The sequence below is a fragment of the Nocardia sp. NPDC004718 genome, from assembly GCF_053601535.1.
The window spans coordinates 25,310-45,383 of the sequence record NZ_JBSGCA010000037.1; the positions used below are offsets into that span (position 1 = coordinate 25,310).

21 protein-coding genes and 1 riboswitch are annotated in these 20,074 nt (G+C 69.5%); of the genes, 11 read left to right on the top strand and 10 right to left on the bottom strand.

What is annotated here, in order from left to right:
• Window positions 1-69: 69 nt before the first annotated feature.
• Window positions 70-2,250, bottom strand: coding sequence for a malate synthase G (locus ACWEH3_RS25300; RefSeq protein WP_450026417.1), 2,181 nt, complete (start codon window positions 2,248-2,250; stop codon window positions 70-72).
• Between the two features lie 243 nt (window positions 2,251-2,493).
• Between ACWEH3_RS25300 and ACWEH3_RS25305 the strand changes: the two genes are divergently transcribed.
• Genes ACWEH3_RS25305 through ACWEH3_RS25315 form a run of 3 tightly spaced genes read left to right on the top strand, consistent with a single transcriptional unit; the run spans window position 2,494 to window position 4,915 of the window.
• A complete protein-coding gene (locus tag ACWEH3_RS25305; RefSeq protein WP_450026419.1) occupies window positions 2,494-3,234 on the top strand; it encodes an SDR family NAD(P)-dependent oxidoreductase in 741 nt (246 codons plus the stop codon).
• The gene (locus ACWEH3_RS25310; RefSeq protein WP_450026421.1) at window positions 3,231-4,280 is read left to right on the top strand and encodes a zinc-binding dehydrogenase; all 1,050 of its coding nucleotides are present in this window, start codon (window positions 3,231-3,233) and stop codon (window positions 4,278-4,280) included. The genes ACWEH3_RS25305 and ACWEH3_RS25310 overlap by 4 nt, the downstream gene beginning before the upstream one ends.
• On the top strand, window positions 4,277-4,915 hold the full coding sequence (locus ACWEH3_RS25315) for a TetR/AcrR family transcriptional regulator (protein WP_450026423.1): 639 nt from the start codon (window positions 4,277-4,279) through the stop codon (window positions 4,913-4,915). The genes ACWEH3_RS25310 and ACWEH3_RS25315 overlap by 4 nt, the downstream gene beginning before the upstream one ends.
• Before the next feature lie 125 nt (window positions 4,916-5,040).
• Here the strand turns inward: ACWEH3_RS25315 and ACWEH3_RS25320 are convergent, their stop codons facing one another.
• The gene (locus ACWEH3_RS25320) at window positions 5,041-5,739 is read right to left on the bottom strand and encodes a winged helix-turn-helix transcriptional regulator (protein ID WP_450026425.1); all 699 of its coding nucleotides are present in this window, start codon (window positions 5,737-5,739) and stop codon (window positions 5,041-5,043) included.
• Window positions 5,740-5,828: 89 nt separating this feature from the next.
• On the opposite strand from ACWEH3_RS25320, the gene ACWEH3_RS25325 reads away from it, so the two are divergent.
• The 8 genes from ACWEH3_RS25325 (at window position 5,829) to ACWEH3_RS25360 (ending at window position 11,429) form a co-directional block, all read left to right on the top strand.
• Window positions 5,829-6,968, top strand: a complete 1,140-nt coding sequence (locus ACWEH3_RS25325; protein ID WP_450026427.1) for an acyl-CoA dehydrogenase family protein — start codon at window positions 5,829-5,831, stop codon at window positions 6,966-6,968.
• Between the two features lie 80 nt (window positions 6,969-7,048).
• Window positions 7,049-7,585 (top strand): DM13 domain-containing protein, encoded by a 537-nt coding sequence (locus tag ACWEH3_RS25330; protein WP_450026429.1) that lies wholly within the window; start codon window positions 7,049-7,051, stop codon window positions 7,583-7,585.
• Between the two features lie 35 nt (window positions 7,586-7,620).
• Complete coding sequence (locus ACWEH3_RS25335; RefSeq protein ID WP_450026431.1) at window positions 7,621-7,848, top strand: hypothetical protein; 228 nt, start codon at window positions 7,621-7,623, stop codon at window positions 7,846-7,848.
• 53 nt (window positions 7,849-7,901) lie between these two features.
• Window positions 7,902-8,447, top strand: a complete 546-nt coding sequence (locus ACWEH3_RS25340; RefSeq protein WP_450026433.1) for an HNH endonuclease — start codon at window positions 7,902-7,904, stop codon at window positions 8,445-8,447.
• Between the two features lie 28 nt (window positions 8,448-8,475).
• Window positions 8,476-8,748 carry a WhiB family transcriptional regulator gene (locus tag ACWEH3_RS25345; protein WP_450026435.1) on the top strand — a complete coding sequence of 91 codons (273 nt, stop codon included), beginning with the start codon at window positions 8,476-8,478 and terminating at the stop codon, window positions 8,746-8,748.
• 178 nt (window positions 8,749-8,926) lie between these two features.
• Window positions 8,927-10,531: a VWA domain-containing protein gene (locus tag ACWEH3_RS25350; RefSeq protein WP_450025514.1), complete on the top strand. Its 1,605-nt coding sequence runs from the start codon at window positions 8,927-8,929 to the stop codon at window positions 10,529-10,531.
• A 77-nt stretch (window positions 10,532-10,608) separates the two neighbouring features.
• Complete coding sequence (locus ACWEH3_RS25355) at window positions 10,609-10,950, top strand: ArsR/SmtB family transcription factor (RefSeq protein ID WP_450025512.1); 342 nt, start codon at window positions 10,609-10,611, stop codon at window positions 10,948-10,950.
• Window positions 10,947-11,429, top strand: coding sequence for an SRPBCC family protein (locus ACWEH3_RS25360; protein ID WP_450025510.1), 483 nt, complete (start codon window positions 10,947-10,949; stop codon window positions 11,427-11,429). The genes ACWEH3_RS25355 and ACWEH3_RS25360 overlap by 4 nt, the downstream gene beginning before the upstream one ends.
• Before the next feature lie 25 nt (window positions 11,430-11,454).
• Here the strand turns inward: ACWEH3_RS25360 and gcvP are convergent, their stop codons facing one another.
• The 8 genes from gcvP to ACWEH3_RS25400 all read right to left on the bottom strand — a co-directional run bounded on the left by gcvP (window position 11,455) and on the right by ACWEH3_RS25400 (window position 20,053).
• Window positions 11,455-14,265, bottom strand: a complete 2,811-nt coding sequence (gene gcvP, locus ACWEH3_RS25365) for an aminomethyl-transferring glycine dehydrogenase (protein WP_450025508.1) — start codon at window positions 14,263-14,265, stop codon at window positions 11,455-11,457.
• Window positions 14,266-14,422: 157 nt separating this feature from the next.
• A riboswitch (glycine riboswitch) is annotated at window positions 14,423-14,523 on the bottom strand.
• Between the two features lie 101 nt (window positions 14,524-14,624).
• The gene (locus ACWEH3_RS25370) at window positions 14,625-16,040 is read right to left on the bottom strand and encodes a M14 family zinc carboxypeptidase (protein WP_450025506.1); all 1,416 of its coding nucleotides are present in this window, start codon (window positions 16,038-16,040) and stop codon (window positions 14,625-14,627) included.
• A 50-nt stretch (window positions 16,041-16,090) separates the two neighbouring features.
• On the bottom strand, window positions 16,091-16,648 hold the full coding sequence (locus ACWEH3_RS25375) for a MerR family transcriptional regulator (RefSeq protein ID WP_067811025.1): 558 nt from the start codon (window positions 16,646-16,648) through the stop codon (window positions 16,091-16,093).
• Between the two features lie 187 nt (window positions 16,649-16,835).
• The gene (locus tag ACWEH3_RS25380) at window positions 16,836-17,309 is read right to left on the bottom strand and encodes a bifunctional nuclease family protein (protein WP_039797829.1); all 474 of its coding nucleotides are present in this window, start codon (window positions 17,307-17,309) and stop codon (window positions 16,836-16,838) included.
• A gap of 158 nt (window positions 17,310-17,467) precedes the next feature.
• The gene (ftsR, locus tag ACWEH3_RS25385) at window positions 17,468-18,271 is read right to left on the bottom strand and encodes a transcriptional regulator FtsR (RefSeq protein WP_450025503.1); all 804 of its coding nucleotides are present in this window, start codon (window positions 18,269-18,271) and stop codon (window positions 17,468-17,470) included.
• A gap of 93 nt (window positions 18,272-18,364) precedes the next feature.
• Window positions 18,365-18,850, bottom strand: coding sequence for an oxoglutarate dehydrogenase inhibitor Odhl (gene odhI / locus ACWEH3_RS25390; RefSeq protein WP_043690204.1), 486 nt, complete (start codon window positions 18,848-18,850; stop codon window positions 18,365-18,367).
• A 168-nt stretch (window positions 18,851-19,018) separates the two neighbouring features.
• Window positions 19,019-19,417, bottom strand: coding sequence for a glycine cleavage system protein GcvH (gene gcvH / locus ACWEH3_RS25395; RefSeq protein WP_355078501.1), 399 nt, complete (start codon window positions 19,415-19,417; stop codon window positions 19,019-19,021).
• A gap of 42 nt (window positions 19,418-19,459) precedes the next feature.
• Window positions 19,460-20,053 (bottom strand): CDP-alcohol phosphatidyltransferase family protein, encoded by a 594-nt coding sequence (locus tag ACWEH3_RS25400; RefSeq protein ID WP_450025516.1) that lies wholly within the window; start codon window positions 20,051-20,053, stop codon window positions 19,460-19,462.
• Window positions 20,054-20,074 lie beyond the last annotated feature (21 nt).

Below are 20,074 nucleotides of genomic sequence, written 5' to 3' on the forward strand. Positions count from 1 at the left end.
ACTCCTGGCCCCCCGCGAACGCGCCAACCCCCGGGCCGCGGGGGCCGGGGGATTCGCGCCACACGGAGACTAGACGCAGGCCAGCGCCTTCGCCTCACGGCGACGGCGGTGCAGGATCGGCTCGGTGTAGCCGTTGGGCTGCTTGGTGCCCTCCAGGATCAGCTCCTTGGCCGCCTGGAACGCGATGCTGCCCGCGAAGTCGGGCGCCATCGCCCGGTAGTTCGGGTCGCCCGCGTTCTGCCGGTCGACGACCGGGGCCATCCGCTCCAGACTGGCCACCACCTCATCGGCGCTGACGATGCCGTGACGCAGCCAGTTGGCCATCAGCTGGCTGGAGATGCGCAGGGTGGCACGGTCTTCCATGAGCGCGACGTCCTTGATGTCGGGCACCTTGGAGCAGCCGACGCCCTGGTCGATCCAGCGCACCACGTAGCCGAGGATGGACTGCGAGTTGTTGTCCAGCTCCTGGCGCTTCTCCTCGTCGGTCCAGTTCGGCGCGGCGGCCAGCGGGATCTCCAGGATCTCGTCCACGGTGGCGCGGCGACCGCCCTTGGCGATCTCCTGCTGCCGCTTGAACACGTCGACCAGGTGGTAGTGCGTCGCGTGCAAGGTCGCGGCGGTGGGCGAGGGCACCCACGCGGTGTTCGCGCCCGCGCGCGGGTGACCGATCTTCTGGGTGAGCATGTCGGCCATCAGGTCCGGCATGGCCCACATGCCCTTGCCGATCTGCGCCTTGCCGGGCAGGCCGGCGGCGAGACCGGTGTCGACGTTCCAGTCCTCGTAGGACAGGATCCACTGCTGGGACTTCATGTCCGCCTTGCGGACCATCGGCCCGGCCTCCATGGAGGTGTGGATCTCGTCGCCGGTGCGGTCCAGGAAGCCGGTGTTGATGAACACCACACGCTCGGCGGCGGCCTGGATGCAGGCCGCGAGGTTCACCGTGGTGCGGCGCTCCTCGTCCATGATGCCGACCTTGAGCGTGTTGCGGCTCAGCCCGAGCACGTCCTCGATCCGGCCGAACAGCTCGTCGGTGAACGCGACCTCGTCCGGGCCGTGCATCTTCGGCTTCACGATGTAGACCGAGCCGGTGCGGCTGTTCTTCAGCTGCACGTCGTCGGACAGGCTGTGCTTGGCGATCAGCGAGGTGATCAGCCCGTCCATGATGCCCTCGGGCACCTCGTTGCCCTCGGCGTCCAGGATGGCGTCGGAGGTCATCAGGTGACCGACGTTGCGCACGAACAGCAGCGAACGGCCGTGCAGCGCCAGCTCGCCGCCGTCCAGCGCGGTGTACACGCGGTCGGGGTTCATGGTGCGGGTGAAGGTCTTCTCGCCCTTGGTGACCTTCTCCGCGAGGTCGCCCTTCATCAGGCCGAGCCAGTTGTGGTAGCAGAGCACCTTGTCCTCGGCGTCCACGGCGGCGACCGAGTCCTCGAAGTCCATGATCGTGGTGACCGCGGACTCCAGCACGACGTCCTTGACGCCCGCGGTGTCGGTGCTGCCGATCGGGGACTGCGGGTCGATCTGGATCTCGATGTGCAGACCGTTGTGCTTCAGCAGCACCGAACTCGGCGCCTCCGGGTCACCGAGGTACCCGACCAGCTGGGAGGCGTCGGCCAGACCGATGCTGGTGCCGTCCTCGAGGCCGACCTCGAGCTCGCCGTCGACGATCTTGTAGGACGTCGAGCCGATGTGCGAACCGGTGATCAGGGTGACCGAGTCGTCGAGGAAGTTGCGCGCCCACTCGATGACCTTGTCGCCGCGCACCTTGTTGTAGCCGGTGCCCTTCTCCGCGCCGCCCGCCTCGGAGATGGCGTCGGTGCCGTAGAGCGCGTCGTAGAGCGAGCCCCAACGCGCGTTGGCGGCGTTGATCGCGAAACGGGCGTTCATCACCGGCACCACCAGCTGCGGGCCCGCGGTCGCGGCGATCTCCTCGTCGACGTTCTGGGTGGTGATCTCGAAATCGGCGGGCGCGGGCCGCAGGTAGCCGATGTCGGTCAGGAAGTTCTTGTAGGCGGCCTTGTCGTAGTTCGCGCCGGGGTGCTCCGCGTGCCAGGCGTCGACCTTGCCCTGGATCTCGTCGCGTTCGGCCAGCAGAGCGCGGTTGCGCGGAGCGAGATCATTGATGACCTGCTCGGCGCCGGCCCAGAACGCGGCGGAATCCACGCCGGAACCGGGGAGCGCCTCGTTCTCGATGAACTCGTGGAGAACGCGTGCCACCTGGAGCCCGCCGACCTGAATCCGCTCTGTCATCTACTGCCTCACTTCCGAGAAAACCGAGTGGGAAAACAGTGTCATGTTACCCGTGGGTAGCGGTGTAACCGCGCGCCGGGTCGCCCATGCCTGTGCCCGAATCCGTCCGCCACGCCGAGGTGAGCTGGTCGTTGCGCCCGGCGGGTCGTGAGCCGTCGGCGGTCGGCCGGACAGCCCCTTGATCGTAACGCCCGCCGGATTTAATGTACTGGTCGGAACATTTTCGGAGATGCAGGAGACAAGGTGCCACTCACCGACAAGGTCGTTGTCGTCACCGGGGGAAGCCGGGGGCTGGGCAAACAGATGGTGCTCGCGTTCGCCGAGGCGGGCGCGGACGTGGTGATCGCAAGCCGCAAGCTGGACGGCTGCGCCGCGCTGGCCGATGAGGTGAGCGGGCGGTTCGGCCGCCGCGCCCTGCCCGTGGCCTGCAACGTCAGCGACTGGTCGCAGTGCGACGCCCTGGTGCAGACCGTCTACGACACGTTCGGCCGGGTGGACGTGCTGGTCAACAACGCGGGCCTCTCGCCGCTGTACCCCAGCCTGGACCAGGTCACCGAGGCGCTGTTCGACAAGGTCATCGGCGTGAACCTCAAAGGACCGTTCCGGTTGTCCGCCCTGATCGGCAGCCGGATGGCGGCCGACGGCGGCGGCTCGATCATCAACGTCTCCTCGATCGAGGCGATCCGGCCGGAACCCTTCGCGGTCCCCTATTCGGCGGCCAAGGCCGGTCTCAACGCCCTGACCGGAGGGCTGGCCCAGACGTTCGCGCCGAACGTGCGGGTCAACACCATCCAGTGCGGGCCTTTCGAAACCGACATCGCCACGGCGTGGCCGGACGAACTGCGCGCGGAACTGACCAGACACAATGCCCTCCGCCGAGTCGGCAGGCCGGAGGAGATCGTCGGCGCGGCGCTGTTCTTCGCCACCGAGGCCTCGGCGTTCTGCACCGGCGCCACCCTCCCGATCGACGGAGGATGGCGATGAAGGCGCTGACTTATGACGGACCGCAACAGATCTCGTACGGCGACCGGCCCGATCCCGTGCTGCCCGGCCCCGACGGCGCGATCGTCCGGGTCACCGCGGCGGGCATCTGCGGCAGCGATCTGCACATCTACGCCGGACACGGATTCGTCGCCGGCGCCGGTTACGGCGTCGGGCACGAGGCGGTCGGCGAGATCGTGGAAGTGGGGCCGTACACCCGAGGATTCTCCGTCGGCGACCGCGTGCTGGTCGCCGCCTCCGCCGGTTGCGACAGCTGCGCGCAGTGCCGCGCCGGGATCGTCACCGCGTGCGCTCGCCACCCGTTGCCGGTGGATGCCTGCTACGGGCTCGGCGGCGCACTGGCCGGATGCCAGGCCGAGTTGCTCGCCGTCCCGCACGCCGCGGGCAATCTGGCGAAGTTGCCCGACGAGGTGAGCGACACCGCCGCCGTCGTGCTCACCGACAACGCGCCCACCGCGTGGTACGGAGCCCGGCGCGCCCGGATCGCGCCGGGCGACACCGTAGTGGTGATCGGGCTCGGCCCGGTCGGTCTCATGGCGGTCCAGTCCGCGTTCGCGATGGGCGCGGCGCGGGTACTCGGCGTCGACCTGCTGGCCGAACGCCGCAAGCGCGCCGCCGACCTCGGCGCGGAGCCGGTCGAATCGGACGATCCGAAGCAGGCGATCCGCGAAACGCTGCGCGGCGGAGCGGATGTCGCGATCGAGGCGGTCGGGGCCGACGAAACCATCAAGCTGGCGATCAGCGCCGTCGGGCACGGCGGCCGGGTCAGTGTGATCGGCGTGAGCCACAACCGCGCCTATCCGTTCCACATGATGGCGGCGCAGGTGAAGGACCTGGAATTCCACATCGGGCTGTGTTCGGTCCAGAACGAACTGCCCGCGCTGCTGAAGCTCACCGCGGGCGGCAGGCTGCGGCCCGAGGCGGTGGTCACCCACCACCTTCCGATGTCCGACGGGCCCGCCGCCTACCGGATGTTCGCCGAGCGTGCCGACGGTGTGGGCAAGATCGTGCTGGACCCGTCGAAATGACCGCCCCGTCCCGTAGGCGGGGCCGTCCGCCCGCGGCCGAATCGACCGCGGGCGACACCAGGGCACGGATCGTGCGGGCCGCGATCGACCTGTTCGCCGAACGGGGCTTCCACGGCACCGGTGTGGCCGAGATCGGCGAGCGCGCCGACGTGCAGCGCGGCGCGCTGTACTACCACATCGGTTCCAAAGAAGAGCTGCTCTGGCAGATCCTGCGCGACTACACGCAGCTCATGCTGACCGAGGCCGAACAGATCGCCGACGGGCCCGGCGATCCGGTCGCCAAGCTGCGCAAGATGATCGACAGTCACGTGCGGCTGATCGTCCGGCATCAGCGCGAGGTGGCCATCCAGCTACGCGACGTCGGCGCGCTCACCGGCGAGCGCGCCGCACAACTGCAAGACCTGCGCGACCGGGTGCAGCAGTGCTGGCAACGCGTCATCGACGCCGGTCACACCGAGGGGCTGCTGCGCACCGACGACCACGTGGTCACCAACAGCGTGCTCGGCATGTTGAACATGGTGTCGTTCTGGTACCGCCCGCACGGCGGCCGCTCCCCCGGCGAGATAGCCGACATCCTCGCGACCACTTTGCTCGACGGCGTGGTGACCGGCACCGCGCGGGACACGAAAGGCTGACCGGGGCTCGGGATTTCGAGGCCGACCCCGAGCGGGTACCGGCCGCGCTGCGCGAGAAGGCCCGCGAGCTGGTGGCCCAGCGGCTCGAGCACATCGTCGGGAATCTCTGAGCAGGCCGCCGGAGTTCAGGATGCGCGCTGAGTGGCGGCATCCGGGTGCGACGTGTCCGCGTACCCGGCCACGGGGCTGAGCCGTAGCACCGAGGGCATCCGGCGGGTGAGCGCGGGCGGGCCGGTGAACGCCACCCGGCCCGTCCGCAGCGCGTGCGCCAGCGGCAGCCGCCCCAGCCACACCTGGTACAGCGAGGCGATATCGGAGCTGATCGCGACGTCCACGGGATAGCCGGGATCGGATTCGCACACCGAGGGCACGCCCGCCTCGATCACGATCCAGAATCGGCGCAGGTCGTCGGTGAAACGCACGTGCAGCACGTGGCGACGGCCCGGAAACGACGAGGTGTCGACCCGGGTGTGCATCCACCACACCAGCAGAGCGGGGTCACGCTCGTCCTCGCGCGGCGTGCCGAAGGTCCAGCGCGCACCCCATTCGCCGAGGCCGAACAGGATGGGCTCCAGTTCCCGCCCGGCGTCGGTGAGCAGGTACTCGCCGACCAGTTTCTCCACGAGCCCGGCTCGCTCGAACTGCCGCAGGCGTTTGGCCAGCAGGCTGCGCGACAGGCCGGGCAGGCCGCGCGCGAGATCGTTGAACCGGGTGGTGCCCAGCAGCAGGTCGCGCAGGATCAGCAGCGACCAGCGCTCGCCCACCACGTCGAGCGCCCGGGAGATCGGGCAGTACTGGCCGTAACTCGGCGTCGAAGTCGTCATGGCACCTCGCGAACGCGGTCTGGGTTCTGGACCGGGGCGGTCCACTTTCTGCACTATCCGGTTATCGCGGCCGTTCCTAACTTCGAAACATGACCACTACAGCTCCTGCCCCCACCGAAACCACCACCGACTGGGTCGCCCGCGCACGCCGCGTCGGCGAGGCTCTTCATCCCGAGGTCGCCGCCCGCGACCACTCCGGCGAGATCTCTCTCGCCGCGTTCGATCTCCTGCGCGAGAGCGGACTGTCCGCGGCGCTCGTCCCCGCCGAGTTCGGCGGCGGCGGGGTCACCCACCGCGAGATGGGCGCGATCCTGCGCGAGCTGGGCCGCCACGACCCCTCCACCGCGGTCGCCTTCGCGATGCACACCCACCTGGTCGCCGCCCAGGTGTGGCGGCACAACCACGGCATCGACGCCGCACCACTGTTCGCCAAGGTGGTCGCGGGTGCGATCCTGGTCAGCACGGGCGCCTCGGACTGGGTCGGCTCCAACGGCCGCGCCGAGCGGGTCGACGGCGGCTACCGGGTGCACGCGCGCAAAACGCCCGCCAGCGGATGCGAGGCGGGCACCGTCCTGGTGACCAGCGTGCGCTGGGACGACGCACCCGGCGGCCCGCACGTGCTGCATTGCGCCATCCCGTTCACCGCCGACGGCGTACGGATCGAGAAGACTTGGGACACTTTGGGTTTACGGGCGAGCGGTTCGCACACCGTAGTGCTCGAGGATGTGTTCGTGCCCGACGCGGCGGTATCGCTGACCCGCCCGGCATCGGTGTGGCCGCCGTTGCTGAACGTCGTGATCGGCGCGGCGATGCCGCTGGTCATGGCGGCCTACCTCGGTATCGCCGACGGCGCGGTCGATATCGCGACCACGCTCGCCGCCGGTCGGGCCGACGCGCCGACCGTCCAATTGGCCGGCGAGATGGCCACCGCGCACACCACCGCGGGCGATCTCGTCGACGCCATGTTCACCGGATCGGAGAACCTGCGCTTCGCAAACACCGATCAGTACGCGAGCCGGACGCTCAGCCGCAAGACCGCCGCGGCGGACGCACTTCTGCACACCGTGCGCCTGGCCATCGAAACCGTCGGCGGAATCGGCTATTCGCGCGACTGCGAGCTGGAGATGCGCTACCGCGACGTGCACGGCTGCCTGTTCCACCCGCTGCCGCGGGCCAAACAGACCCACTTCACGGGCCACGTCCTGCTCGGCCACTCTCCGATCGGATGACGTTCTTTCCGTCGACGCCACCCCCGCTCGCCCCCATAATCGGATGGGGGCGAGTTTGCCTGATACTCCGAGGAGAAGCCATGGCGTCCGCACGGGGCATCGCTCGATCGCCGATCACCTGGGCCGTCGTTGCGTTGCTGATCGTGGCGCTGGGCGCGGGACTGGCCGTGTTCCAGCCATGGCGGTTGTTCACCGACACCACCGTGCAGGAGGCCGCGCCGTCGGCCTCCCCGGCACCGGGTCCGGGCGGGACCGAAGCCCAGCCGCGCACCATCGCCCGGGGCACGTTCATCTCACACGAGCACGCCACCACGGGCACCGTCGCGGTCCTGCGACTGGCCGACGGCAGCAGAGTGCTGAGACTGGAAGACCTCGACACCTCCGACGGCCCCGACCTGCATGTCTGGCTCACCGACGCGCCGGTGCGCGAAGGCCGCGACGGGTGGTTCGTCTTCGACGACGGCAGCCACACCGACCTGGGCAAGCTCAAAGGCAACCACGGCAACCAGAACTACCCCATCCCCGCCGACGCCGACCTGGCCCGGTTGACCAGCGTCGCGATCTGGTGCGACCGGTTCAACGTCTCCTTCGGCGCCGCCGAACTGCGACCGGCCTGACCTCCGGGGATCACCCTCCGTAGCACCGCCGAAAAATGACCCGACAACGGCGGGTGCGCTGTGCCACCATGTGTTTCGACACCGGCCATCACCTCGAGGTGGCCGCCGGGCAGTGGAGAGGAGGGGCGGCAGTGATTCCGGAGACGACGAAGCGAATGAATACCCTCGCGGCGCGATCGTCGGCCGCGGGCGATGCGATCGGCAGACCGTTGCGCGCACGGCGCGACGAACCGGTCGACAGCCGCCTCCAGATCCTCGGCTGATCGCCGCTCGCTCTCCTCCTTCGCTCGAATTCGCACGAAACATGGTGATTCCCATGACGTTCCGCCGTGCCGCCGATCAGGCGCCGACAACCGCCGACAACTGGATACACAGCGGGGTACTCGTCCTGAACGCCTCCTACGAGGCGCTCGACGAGATCAAGGCCGACCGGGCCGTCGTGCTGCTGGTCGCCGGCGCCGCGGAGACCGTGGCCGACCGCGAGCCGCATTTCCCGATTCGGTCACGGCACGTGGAAATCGCTCTGCCACAGACCATTCGGTTGCTGCGCTACGTCTACCTCGAGCACGCCGTGCTGGCGCACGACGAGAGCAGGGCCACCCTGGCGGGCGTGCTGCGTCGCGACCGGAACCGGTGCGGCTACTGCGCCGGGCGGGCGCACACCGTGGACCACATCCGGCCGCGGTCGAGGGGCGGCCCGAACACCTGGGGCAACCTCGTGGCCTGCTGCGCGCCGTGCAACACGGCCAAGGCGGACCGCACCCCGGGGGAGGCGGGCATGCGCCTGCTCTGGGAGCCGAAGGCCCCCACCCATCGGATCCGGCAGCAGCGCCGGATCTGGAAGCAACTCGCCTCGACCTGACCACGACCCGAGAAAGGAGAAGATCGCGATGACGAGCGCCGAGACCACCGCCGTCGCGGAGCCGACCCTGGCCGACCTGCTCCCGCTCTCGGATTCCCGAGGGTGGCACCGGGCGGCCTGCCGCGGCGACCCGAACCACGAAGCCTGGTTCCCGTACCCGTCACAGGACTTCCACTACGCCCGGGAAGTCTGCGCGCGCTGCCCGATCCGGGACGCCTGCGGTGACTTCGCCGCGCGCACCGGGCAATCCGGCGTCTGGGGCGGGCACGAGTTCGACCGCGGACGGGTGATCCGCCATTGAGCGGTCCCGCCGTCGTGCCGTGCGGCACGGCGGCGGGCCAACGCGACGGCGCGCAACCGCGCCGGTATCGGGGAGCCTCGCCGACTTCGTTCGGCGCCGGTGACCATACACTGACCGCGTGGGCACTCATCGCAGCGCAACCAGATCCCGGGGCGTCAGCAAAGGTCCGGTTATCGCAGTGGTCGTCGTTGCGTTACTGGCCGCGATCGTCGTCGTCTGGTTCCAGTTGCGCGATCGCGCGGCGAACCAGGACAGCGCGGCGGCGGCCGAATGCGTCGAGGGGCCCGCGACACTCTCCGTGACGGCCGATCCCGGCATCGCCGCGCAGGTGCGGGCCGCCGCGGACAGCTACAACGCCACCCGGCCGAAAGTACGCGACCACTGCGCGCGGGTCGAGGTGACCGCACAGCCGTCCGCGTCCGTCGTCGCCGCGTTCACCAGCGGTAAGCCATGGGACAAGGCGCTCGGCCCGCAGCCGGCGCTGTGGATCGCCGATTCGACCCGTTCCATCGAGTCCATGCGGGTGCCGGGCCTGATCGAGGGCACGCCGGTACCCATCGCCACCAGCCCGATCGTGCTCGCGGTGCCCGAGGACCTGCGGCGCGCGCTGGAGCAGGCCGACGTGTCCTGGGCCGACCTGCCGCGGTTGCAGCAGGGCTCGCTCGCCGATGTCGGCCTGAACGGATGGGGCGGGCTACGGATGGCCCTGCCCGCAGGTGACGCCACCCTCGCCGCGGCCACGGCGGTCGGCTCCGCGGTCTCGGGCGCGGAGCCGCTCAGCGAGCAGGCGGCGCAGTCCGGTCAGGTGGTCGCCGCGATTTCCGGGCTCGCCGCCGACGCTCCCGAGGCGTCCGACGCCGCGGCCGCGCTGACCGAGCTCACGGCGCAGGACGCGCCCATGCACGCGATAGCCGCTACCGAGCAGCAACTGAAGGGGCTGCCCGGCGTCGTGGCGTTCCGCCCCGCCGGGGCCGCACTCGTGGCCGATTACCCGGCCGCGTTGATGTCCGGCGCGTGGGTGGACAAGACGCAGAACCTCATCGCGGGACGGTTCACCGACTATCTGCGCAAGCCCGAGCAGGCGCAGGCCTTCGTCACGGCGGGATTCGCCGCCGCGCCGCAGACCGCGGCCGCCGTCCCGCCCCGTGGCGCGCTCGACAAGGTCCGCGCCACGCTGGCGAACCCGGTACTCGGCGTGCGCTCCACCGTCCTGGTCGACGTGTCGGCGTCGATGGGGACCGCGGAGGGCGCCACGACACGTCTGGCGAACGTCCTGGCCGCGCTGAATTCCACGATGACGGTCATGCCGCCGGACTTCGGACTCGGCGTGTGGACCTTCGGCAAGAACCTGGACGGCACCACTCCATACCGGGTGGCCGCCGCCACCGCCCCGCTGACCACCGACCAGCGCACGAAGATCGGCACCGCGCTGACCGCGGTGCGCGCGAGCGAGAGCCGGTCGGATCAGGCCTACCCATCCCTGATCGCGGCGTACAACAGCGTCGTCGCCGGGTACACGCCGGGCCGCACCAATTCGGTGCTGCTGATCACCGACGGACCCGACGACGATTCCACGGTCACCGGCACACAACTGGCCGCGGACATCACCGCGGCGACCGACCGCACCCGGCCGGTGCGCGTCGACGTCATCGTGGTCGGCGGCAGCGGCACGCAGACCCTCCAGGCCCTGGCGCAGCAGACCGGCGGGCACTACACCCGCCTGGCCACCTCCGACGACATCGGCTTCGGCTCCGCCGTCGTCCAGGCGCTCACCACGCCGTAGCGCGCCGCCCGCGCGAAGACAGAACTCCCGCCTCGCACTATGGACAGCCACTATCGGTAAGTTTAAACTTACGGTTCGTGGGGACTTACCGAGATGCGGCGCTGGCCGCGCTGGGTGACCCGACGAGGCGGGCGATCTTCGAGCGCCTCGGCAAGGGGCCGTGCGCGGTAGGGCAGCTGGCCGCGGATCTGCCGGTGAGCAGGCCCGCGGTATCGCAGCACCTCAGGGTGCTGGAACAGGCCGGATTGGTGACCCACGAGGCGGTCGGCACCCGCCGGGTGTACCGCTTGAATCCCACCGGTATCGACGCGCTGCGCGTGTACTTCACGCGGTTCTGGACCACCGCGATGTCGGCTTTCCAGGACGAAGCAGGCCGGAGGGCCGCCGAAGGACGAGCTACCGACCAGGAGCAGTCATGACACAACAGACCAGCGACAAGGACGTACGCGTCGAACTCGTCGTCGACGCATCCATCGAGACCGCCTACGAGGTGTTCACCACCGGCATCGACAGCTGGTGGCCGCGCGAGCACCACATCGGCGCGGGCCGGCTCGCCGAGGAGGTGATCGAGCCGCGCGTGGGCGGCCGCTGCCTCGGTCGCGAGGACGATGGCACCGAATGCCCGTGGGGCACCGTGCTGGTGTGGCAGCCGCCGACCCACTTCGCGTTCTCCTGGGCGATCGGCCTGGACTGGAAGCACGAACCCGATCCGGAGCGGGCCAGCCGAGTGGATGTCACCTTCTCGGCGGTCGCTCCCGACCGCACCGCCGTCACGCTGGTGCACTCCGGTTTCGACAAGCACGGACCGGGCTGGGAGTCCATGTACGACGCAGTGGGCAGCCCGGGCGGTTGGCCGAGCCTGGCGAACACCTACGCAAAGGTGGCCGCCACGCGGTGAGGTCGATACGCGACCGGACCGGCAGTCAGTCCGCGTACGCCTCCAGCGGTGGACAGGCGCAAACCAGGTTCCGGTCGCCATAGGCGCCGTCGATCCGGCGCACCGGCGGCCACACCTTCGCCCTGGCATGCCCGATACCTCGGGGATACACGGCGACTTCCCGGCTGTAGGGGTGTTCCCACTCCCCCACCAGCGACGCCGCGGTGTGCGGCGCCCCGCGCAGCGGGTTGTCGGTCACCGGCCACACGCCCGCGGCGACCTGGTCGATCTCCGCCCGGATCGCGATCATCGCCTCGATGAAATCGTCCAGCTCGGCGAGGTTCTCGCTCTCGGTGGGTTCCACCATCAACGTACCGGCCACCGGAAAGCTCATGGTCGGCGCGTGGAACCCATAGTCCGCCAAGCGTTTTGCCACATCGTCGACGGTGACGCCGGTTCGCTTGGTGATCTCGCGCAGGTCCAGGATGCACTCGTGCGCCACCATGCCGCGCTCGCCGGTGTAGAGCACCGGGAAGTACTCGTCCAGCCGCCGTGCGATGTAGTTCGCCGAAGCGATCGCCGACAGCGTGGCGCGGCGCAGCCCATCGGCGCCCATCATGCGGATGTAGGCCCAGGTGATCGGCAGAATGGAGGCCGAGCCGTACTTTGCGGCCGACACCGCGTGCGACCCCGCTTCCAGCGGGTCGCCGGGCAGATACCGCGCCAGGTGCGCGCGCACCGCGACCGGACCGACGCCGGGACCGCCGCCGCCGTGCGGGATGCAGAACGTCTTGTGCAAATTCAGGTGGCTCACGTCGCCGCCGAAGCGGCCCGGCCGGGCGAGGCCGACCAGGGCGTTCAGATTCGCGCCGTCCACGTAGACCTGACCGCCCGCGTCGTGCACCAGCGCGCACAACTCGGCGACCTCGTGCTCGTAGACGCCGTGCGTGGACGGATAGGTGATCATGATGCAGGCCAGGCGATCGGCGTGATCGGCGATCTTGGCGCGCAGGTCGTCGAGGTCGACGTCGCCGTTGGCGCGACACTTCACCACCTCCACGCGCAGGCCGGCCATGGCCGCCGACGCCGCGTTGGTGCCGTGCGCGCTGGACGGGATGAGACAGGTGTCGCGGTGGGTGTCGCCGCGATCGAGGTGGTAGCGCCGGATCGCCAGCAGCCCCGCGTACTCGCCCTGGCTGCCCGCGTTCGGCTGCAAGCTCACCGAGTCGTAGCCGGTGATGTCCGACAGCCACCGTTCCAGGTCCGCGACCACCCGCAGCAGGCCCGGCGCGTCCTCGACCGGCGCGTAGGGATGCACGCGCGCGAAACCGGGCCAGGTGATGGCCTCCATCTCGGCGGTGGCGTTGAGCTTCATGGTGCAGGAGCCGAGCGGAATCATGCTGCGGTCCAACGCGATGTCCTTGTCGGACAGTGCGCGCAGATACCGCAGCATCGCCGTCTCGGTCCGGTACTTCGTGAACGCGGCGTGAGCCAGGAACTCCGAAGTCCGGCTCTCGATCGCCGCGACCGGCGCGGGCGCCCCCGGCTCGGACGACACCGCCGTGCCGAAGGATTCGAGCACGGCCGCGACATGCGCGTCGGTGGTCGCTTCGTCGCAGGCGATGCCGACGTGGTCGGCGTCCACCAGGCGCAGATTGATGCCGCGCGACTTCGCTTTCGCCACAACGGCTTCCGCGCCGCCGGGCACGTGCGCGAGCACCGTGTCGAAGAAGCTGTCGTGCACCACCGCGCCGTCCAGCCCGGCCGCGATCGCCGCGGCGTGCCCGTGCACCCGGCGGGCGATCGCCCGCAGCCCGTCGGCACCGTGGTAGGAGGCGTACATCGCGGCCACGACGGCCAGCAGCACCTGCGCGGTGCAGATGTTGGAGGTCGCCTTCTCCCGGCGGATGTGCTGCTCGCGGGTCTGCAAGGCGAGCCGGTAGGCGACGGCGCCGTCCGCGTCCACCGAGACGCCGACCAGGCGGCCGGGCAGCTGACGGGCCTGTGCTTGCCGCACCGCGAGGTATCCGGCGTGCGGACCGCCGAAACAGAGCGGGACGCCGAAGCGCTGGGTGGTGCCGAAGCACACGTCGGCGCCCTGCTCACCGGGCGGCGTGATCAGCGTCATCGCCAACAGGTCGGCCCCGACCGCGACCAAGGCGCCCCGATCGTGTGCCGCGGCGATCAACTCGGTCAGGTCCACGACGCGACCGGAAGCCCCGGGAGTTTGCGCCAGCACACCGAAGAACTCTCCGTCGGGCAGCTCTCCGGCGGACAGATCCGCCTCCACGATCTCCAGGCCCAGCGGCTCGGCCCGGGTGTAGAGCACCGTTCTGGTTTGCGGGAACAGGTCGCGGTCGATGACCAGGCGTGGAGACTTCGATCGGCCCGCCCGGCGCAGCAGTGTCATGGCCTCGGCGGCCGCGGTGGCCTCGTCCAGCATCGACGCGTTGGCGACGTCCATGCCGGTCAGCTCCGACACCATGGTCTGGAAGTTGAGCAGCGCCTCGAGCCTGCCCTGGCTGATCTCGGGTTGATAGGGCGTGTAGGCGGTGTACCAGGCCGGATTCTCCAGCAGGTTACGCACCAGCACGGGCGGGGTCAGCGTGTCGTAGTAACCCAGCCCGATCATCGAGGTGGCCACGGTGTTGGTCCCGGCGAGTTCGGCGAGTTCGGCGAGCACCTCGTGCTCGGAGCCCGCCGCGGGCAGCCCGGCCAGGCCGTCGCCGTCCAGGATGCTCGCGGGCAGCGCGACGGCAGCCAGCTCGTCCAGCGACGACACGCCGACGACGTCCAGGATCCGGGCCAGTTCCTCCCGGTCGGGTCCGATATGGCGGTCGGCGAACGAGCGAGTCACAACAGCTCCCAAGGTCGGGCGGGGTCGACCAGACGGTCGACGGGTACCGGCCCTCCCCCTCTGTCGTGGCGCCTGAGAGATTCGGGTCCTGCGACCGGTGGCCGAGACCCTTTCCCCATGGGCGGGCGGCTCGAAGCCGCCGCTTTCCAGAGGCGTCGAAGCCCGCACGGTCCTTTTTGCCTGAGAGATTGACGGGGAGGTGCTGCTCCTTCGGCGCTCGGACTCGTTTCCGGACCGAGGCTCTCCCGCACGGCGGCGACGCACCGTCAGTCTAAGCCGACGACACGCCGGAGCGCGCCACCGGACCCCGCGCGCACCGTGTCGTTCTGGTCACTCGGGGACCGAGCGAGCATCACCCGTCAGATGGCGAGTCCGGCGCGCAGCCGCACAGCCGCCAGCACGATCGACTCCGCTTGGACGCCCACCAGACGGGCCAGCGGCACCGCGACACCGGGGGCGTTCTGCTCCACGTCGGTGCACCATTGATCGAATACCGCGGCGAACCGGTCGCGCTCGGCGGCCAGCGCCGTACTGCCGCCGAGTGCGTATTCGTCCTCCAGCAGGCGCAGCAGCATGCCGCCCAGCCGCAGGCGCAGCATCGCGGTCCAGTCGTACTGCTCGACGAAGATCTCGCCCCGGGTCGCGATCCGATTTCGTTGCGGCACCGACTGTCTGCTCACGGCGAGCCCCGGCAGCCCGGCGACCAGCGCACGCACCGACCGCTCGAACGGGCTGCGACCGCTCAATGTGCCGTCGACTCGAGCGAGCACCTCGGAGGCGACTTCGGCCATGGCCCGGTAGTCGGCGGCGGTAGCGTCGAGCAGGTCGCCCAGCACTCGGTCGCCCGCCGAACCGTCGCCGATCCGCGAGTCCACCCAGAGCGGCAATTCGCAGACCAGGATCGCCGTGCCGTAGCGCGCCGCGTAGTCCCGGCAGCCGCCCCCGCCCAGCGCGGTGACCGAGTCGAGGCCCTGGGCCGCGAGCAGATCCGCCATCGCCTCGAACAGCGGCAGCTCGAAGACTCCCGGAGCGAGCGTGCGGGCGCCCGGGGCGTCGGGTTCGCCCTGGTAGATCGGGACGCCAGCGGCGGAGAGACCTGCGGTCAACGCCGACCAGTACCCGGGGTCACCGCCAGAGGTGTAGAAGAATCCGCCGCCGAACTCCGCGTTGTGCAGGGAGGCGATCAGCGCGGGCCGCGTGCGGTCGATCAGCGCCATCATCGCCTTCGTCTCCGGGAGCGGCACTCCGACGCGCCGGCCGCGCCATTCGGCCGGGAAACACCATTCCGGTTGCTCGGCCGCGGGCGGCCGATAGAAGCCGCGGGCGACGCCGGTTCTGGTGTGCGGACCGGCGAACCATCCCTCGTTCAACCGCGTTCCGTCCGGATCGACGCAGAGCAGGAAATGCCACGTGGCGCCCACGGTCACCGTCTCGTCCGCGGCCATCCGGCCGAGCAGATGACGAATCGTGGCCATGCCGATGGGCTCGTTCGGATGCGGATTGCCGAAGACCAAGATATGCCGGTCGCCGGATCCGACCGTCACCTCCCGAATCGGGTCGCCGCCGCGCGAACGTCCGAGCTCGGTGATCGAGATCCGATCCGGGTGAGCGGCCGCGAGGGCGTCGGCGAAGGCATTCAGTTCATCGACGGTCGGAAACGCGTCGATCCGGTCGATCGGCCCGACGAGCCCGGTGATATCGCGTGCCTGCACGGCGCCCCCCTTCCGCTGCCGCCCCGGCCCTTGCCCGCCGCCGACGGCGCTGTCACGCACCACGGCCGGGGAGGCTGCACGCCTTGCCCGGCCGTGAAAGCGTTGTGCGAATCCTAGCCCGTCTTGCGGTTCATCCGCGCCTTACGACGGAACGACAGCTCGTCTTCCGGACGCTCGGTGATCGCCGACGCGCGCTCCGCCGGGAAGTTCGCGATGGCGCCGGTCAGCTCGCGCATGGCGCCGCTCACGGCGATCCCGAACACACCCTGCCCGCCCTGCAGTAAATCGACGACCTCCTCGGCCGACGTGCACTCGTACACCGAGGTGCCATCGGAGAAGAGGGTGATTCCCGCCAGGTCCTGCACGCCGCGGCTGCGCAGATGATCGACGGCGATCCGGATGTTCTGCAGCGAGATGCCCGCGTCGAGCAGCCGCTTGACGATCTTCAGGACCAGGATGTCCTTGAACGAGTACAGCCGCTGACTGCCCGAACCCGCCGCGCTCCGGATGGAAGGCACCACCAAACCGGTGCGCGCCCAGTAGTCGAGCTGCCGGTAGGTGATTCCGGCCACCTGGCACGCACTGGGAACGCGATAGCCGACCATGTCGTCAGGTACCGAGTCGTCGGGGAACAGTCCTGGCTGTACCACGTCCTGCGATTGCTCTGCCACTGACCACTCCCTTGCTTCGCCGACGCATTCCCAGCCTCATCGATGACCCGGCGCCGTCACCGACCGAATCGGTGCGGATTCGGCCGAAACGGTCGTGGCCCAACTGTCGAGATTACTCCCCACGATTGTCCAGCCCGCGGCGTCATCGAGCCAAACGCGACGCGCGGGAAAAGTCTCGACCTCTACTTCAGCTATCGGTCGCCTTGAAGTCGTCGGGAGACACCGACTCCAGGAATTCCTTGAACTTCTCCACCTCGTCCTCGCGCTCGTCCGGCATGACGAGGCCGGCTTCCTCGAGGACCGACTCCTCGGCATGGATCGGGCAACCCACCCGCAAGGCGATCGCAATCGAATCCGACGGCCGCGCCGAAATCCGCAGATCGTTCTCGAAGACGAGATCCGCGTAGAAGGTGCCCTCCTGCAGATCGACGATCCGCACTTCCTTCAATGTGTGCCCCAGCTCGGTGATCAGGATCTTGATCAGGTCGTGGGTCAGCGGGCGGATCGGGGTCACCCCCTCCTGCTCGAGGACGATCGCCGTCGCCTCGGCTTGCCCGATCCAGATCGGCAGATACCGGTCGCCCGCCACTTCGCGGAGCAACAGCACGGGCTGGTTCTGTGGCTGCTCGACACGGATGCCGATCACGCGCATTTCGCTCATCGCACTGCCTCCCATACTCGCCGCCGGCCCGGCATGACCGCCGCAGAGCTCGCCGTACCACGAGTCTAGGCGAACCCGCACCGGTCCAGCGATCCGTCTGCACAGCAGAAATCAGGGTGTCGGTTCGCCGCGACCTCAGGACCGTGGCCGGTCGGGGGTCAGCCCCCGAGCGAGCCCCGGACCGAGGACTTGACCAGACAGGTGTGCAGGGTCAGCGACAGCGCGGCCAGTTCACGCACCGTCTCCTCCGCGCGGGCGCGCGCACCCGCGTCCCTGCTCTTCGCGATCGGGGCGACGATCTGCGCCACGAGCGCGGCCTCCCGGTCGGCCGCGAGCTTGAACGCACGCAGATGCCGTGCTTCCAAACCGAATTCGGCCATCGCCCGCGCGGTCTTGGCCAGCGTGACCGCGTCCGCGTCGAAGTACCCCGCCGGGCCGGGTGTGATCAGATTGGCCCGGATGAGGTCGCCCAGGAACTTCTCCTCGATCCCGGCCTGGTCGAGCAGATCGGCCCGGGTGACCCGGATTTCGTGATCGAAGCGCAGATCATCCGGGGAGATCTCGCTCGGCACGACGCCGAGCCTACGAGGCGCGGCCACCGGGCGCACGCCACGTTCGGAACCCGGCACGGCGGGTTCCGCGTCGGGCGCGCCGCGCCCGGACTCCGGCGCACCGGGCCGGACGGAGTGCGCTCGGGCGCGGGCTTCCCGCACACCGAGCGTCGCCGCACCGCTATCGATTGCCTCGAGCTGCTCCTTGATCACCTTCAACGGCAGGTATTGATCGCGCTGCGCGGTCAATACGAACCGGAGCCGTTCCACATCCGCCACGGAGAACCTGCGGTAGCCCGAAGGCGTCCGCTCCGGCCGGATCAGGCCCTCCGCTTCCAGGAAGCGGATCTTGGAGATGGTGACGTCGGGAAAGTCGGGGCGCAGCAGGTCGAGCACGGAGCCGATCGACATCCCTCCGCGTGCCCACTGCGCCGCACCGGTCACAGCGCCAGGTCCTTCATGACTCCGAGCCTTTCATGAGTGCGCGACCCGGCACCGACGCCGTCATAGACTCCCCGCGCCCGCCGACGAGTCGGTCACCTGGGCGCGCGGTCCGGTGAGGAACACCAGCCGGAACTTGCCGATCTGGACCTCGTCACCGTTCTGCAGTTCGGAGGAGTCCACCGGCTCCCGGTTCACATACGTGCCGTTCAGGCTGCCCACGTCGACGACCTGGAAGGAATCGTCGTCCTGACGGAACTCGGCGTGCCGACGGCTGACGGTGACGTCGTCGAGAAAGATGTCACTGTCGGGGTGGCGCCCCGCCGACGTGGTCGGCTGATCCAGCAGGAACCGCGAGCCCGCGTTCGGGCCGCGCTTGACGACCAGAAGGGCCGCGCCCACGGGCAGACCCTCGACCCCTTGGACCGGCTGTTCGCCGGTCGGCTCTCCGGAGCGCGACGCGTCGACCTCGTTCAGGAAATCCGCGCGGAAGACCGACGTCGTCTCGGCCGCGGTCTCCCCGTAACCCGGGTCTTTGTTCTCGCTCACCGTTTCTCTCCTCCTCGAACCTGATTATCCCTGCAAGCAGGTGATACCTCTGGTACCACGACCTGCCGTCGAGTCACTAGATTCCCGGCACAGCCGCCGGGTGCATCTGTTGGCATTGACCGTACCCTGCCGGGCCGCACCCGTGCAGGTAGAACTGGGAAGGCTGCTTCAGCCCCCGATAACTCCTTGATAACCTGCGGCATCCAGCAGTTCACCGAGCGTCGCGTCGAGACTCGCCGCATCGCCCACCTCCAACTCGAACAGCCATCCGTCACCGTAGGGATCGGCGTTCAGCGTCTCCGGCTCCGAGTTCAGCAAGTCGTTCACCGCAACGACTTTCGCGCTCAGCGGCGCGTAGATGTCGGACACGCTCTTGGTCGACTCCACCTCCGCGATGCTGTCCGCGGCGACCACCTCCGCGTCCGCCTCGGGCAGCTGCACGAACACAACGTCACCGAGTTGAGACTGGGCGTAGTCGGTGATGCCCACCCGCACCCGGGTCGGGGCGATCCGGCGTACCCACTCGTGCTCCTCGGTGTAGCGCAGATCCTCGGGGGTCTGGGTCACAGGCCGTCCTTTCGTTTGAACGTTGCACGCAAACTCTATCGGCTACGCCGTCCGGTGCCCCACAGCCGGTATCGCTCTTGCGACCGCGATGGCTTTGCCGGTGTAGAGCACGCCGGTCCAGACGTAGACCGCGGTGCCCCAGATCAACAGTGCCCCGCCGAAGGCTCGCCCGAAACCGGCCCCGGCCCAGTCCATCTGCCCCGCCAGCAGCCAGGGCAGCGCGGACATCAGCGCGAAGGTGGCCGCCTTGCCCAGGTAGATCACCTCCGGCGGGGGCAGGTCGCGGCGCTTGTACACCGACAACGTCGCGGTCAGCACGAGGTCGCGGCCGACCAGGACCGCCGCGACCCACCACGGGATCAGGCCGCGGATCACGAAAGCCGCCAGCGTGGTGACCAGATAGAGCCGGTCGACGAACGGATCCAGCAGTGCTCCCAGCCGTGAGGACTGCCCCAGCAGCCGGGCGAGCTTGCCGTCCAGGAAGTCGGTGACGCCGCTGACGACCAGCAGGGCGAACGCCCAGCCATCGGCCCGCTCGATCAGCAGCAACCACAGGAACAGCGGGACGCCCAGCAGGCGCAGCACGCTCAGCACATTCGGCACGGTCAGGATGCGGTCGGCGAAGACTCCCCGCACTCCGCCGTCGGCGGCGCGTTC

Excerpts from the sequence above, each read along its gene's own strand:
- ACWEH3_RS25320 (WP_450026425.1), bottom strand. The coding sequence starts at position 5,739 with ATGACGACTTCGACGCCGAGTTACGGCCAGTACTGCCCGATCTCCCGG.
- ACWEH3_RS25360 (WP_450025510.1), top strand. The coding sequence starts at position 10,947 with ATGACACAACAGACCAGCGACAAGGACGTACGCGTCGAACTCGTCGTC.
- ACWEH3_RS25345 (WP_450026435.1), top strand. The coding sequence starts at position 8,476 with ATGACGAGCGCCGAGACCACCGCCGTCGCGGAGCCGACCCTGGCCGAC.
- ACWEH3_RS25300 (WP_450026417.1), bottom strand. The coding sequence starts at position 2,250 with ATGACAGAGCGGATTCAGGTCGGCGGGCTCCAGGTGGCACGCGTTCTC.
- ftsR (WP_450025503.1), bottom strand. The coding sequence starts at position 18,271 with ATGTCGATCGGCTCCGTGCTCGACCTGCTGCGCCCCGACTTTCCCGAC.
- ACWEH3_RS25380 (WP_039797829.1), bottom strand. The coding sequence starts at position 17,309 with ATGAGCGAAATGCGCGTGATCGGCATCCGTGTCGAGCAGCCACAGAAC.
- ACWEH3_RS25310 (WP_450026421.1), top strand. The coding sequence starts at position 3,231 with ATGAAGGCGCTGACTTATGACGGACCGCAACAGATCTCGTACGGCGAC.
- ACWEH3_RS25325 (WP_450026427.1), top strand. The coding sequence starts at position 5,829 with ATGACCACTACAGCTCCTGCCCCCACCGAAACCACCACCGACTGGGTC.
- ACWEH3_RS25330 (WP_450026429.1), top strand. The coding sequence starts at position 7,049 with ATGGCGTCCGCACGGGGCATCGCTCGATCGCCGATCACCTGGGCCGTC.
- ACWEH3_RS25340 (WP_450026433.1), top strand. The coding sequence starts at position 7,902 with ATGACGTTCCGCCGTGCCGCCGATCAGGCGCCGACAACCGCCGACAAC.
- ACWEH3_RS25315 (WP_450026423.1), top strand. The coding sequence starts at position 4,277 with ATGACCGCCCCGTCCCGTAGGCGGGGCCGTCCGCCCGCGGCCGAATCG.
- ACWEH3_RS25335 (WP_450026431.1), top strand. The coding sequence starts at position 7,621 with ATGACCCGACAACGGCGGGTGCGCTGTGCCACCATGTGTTTCGACACC.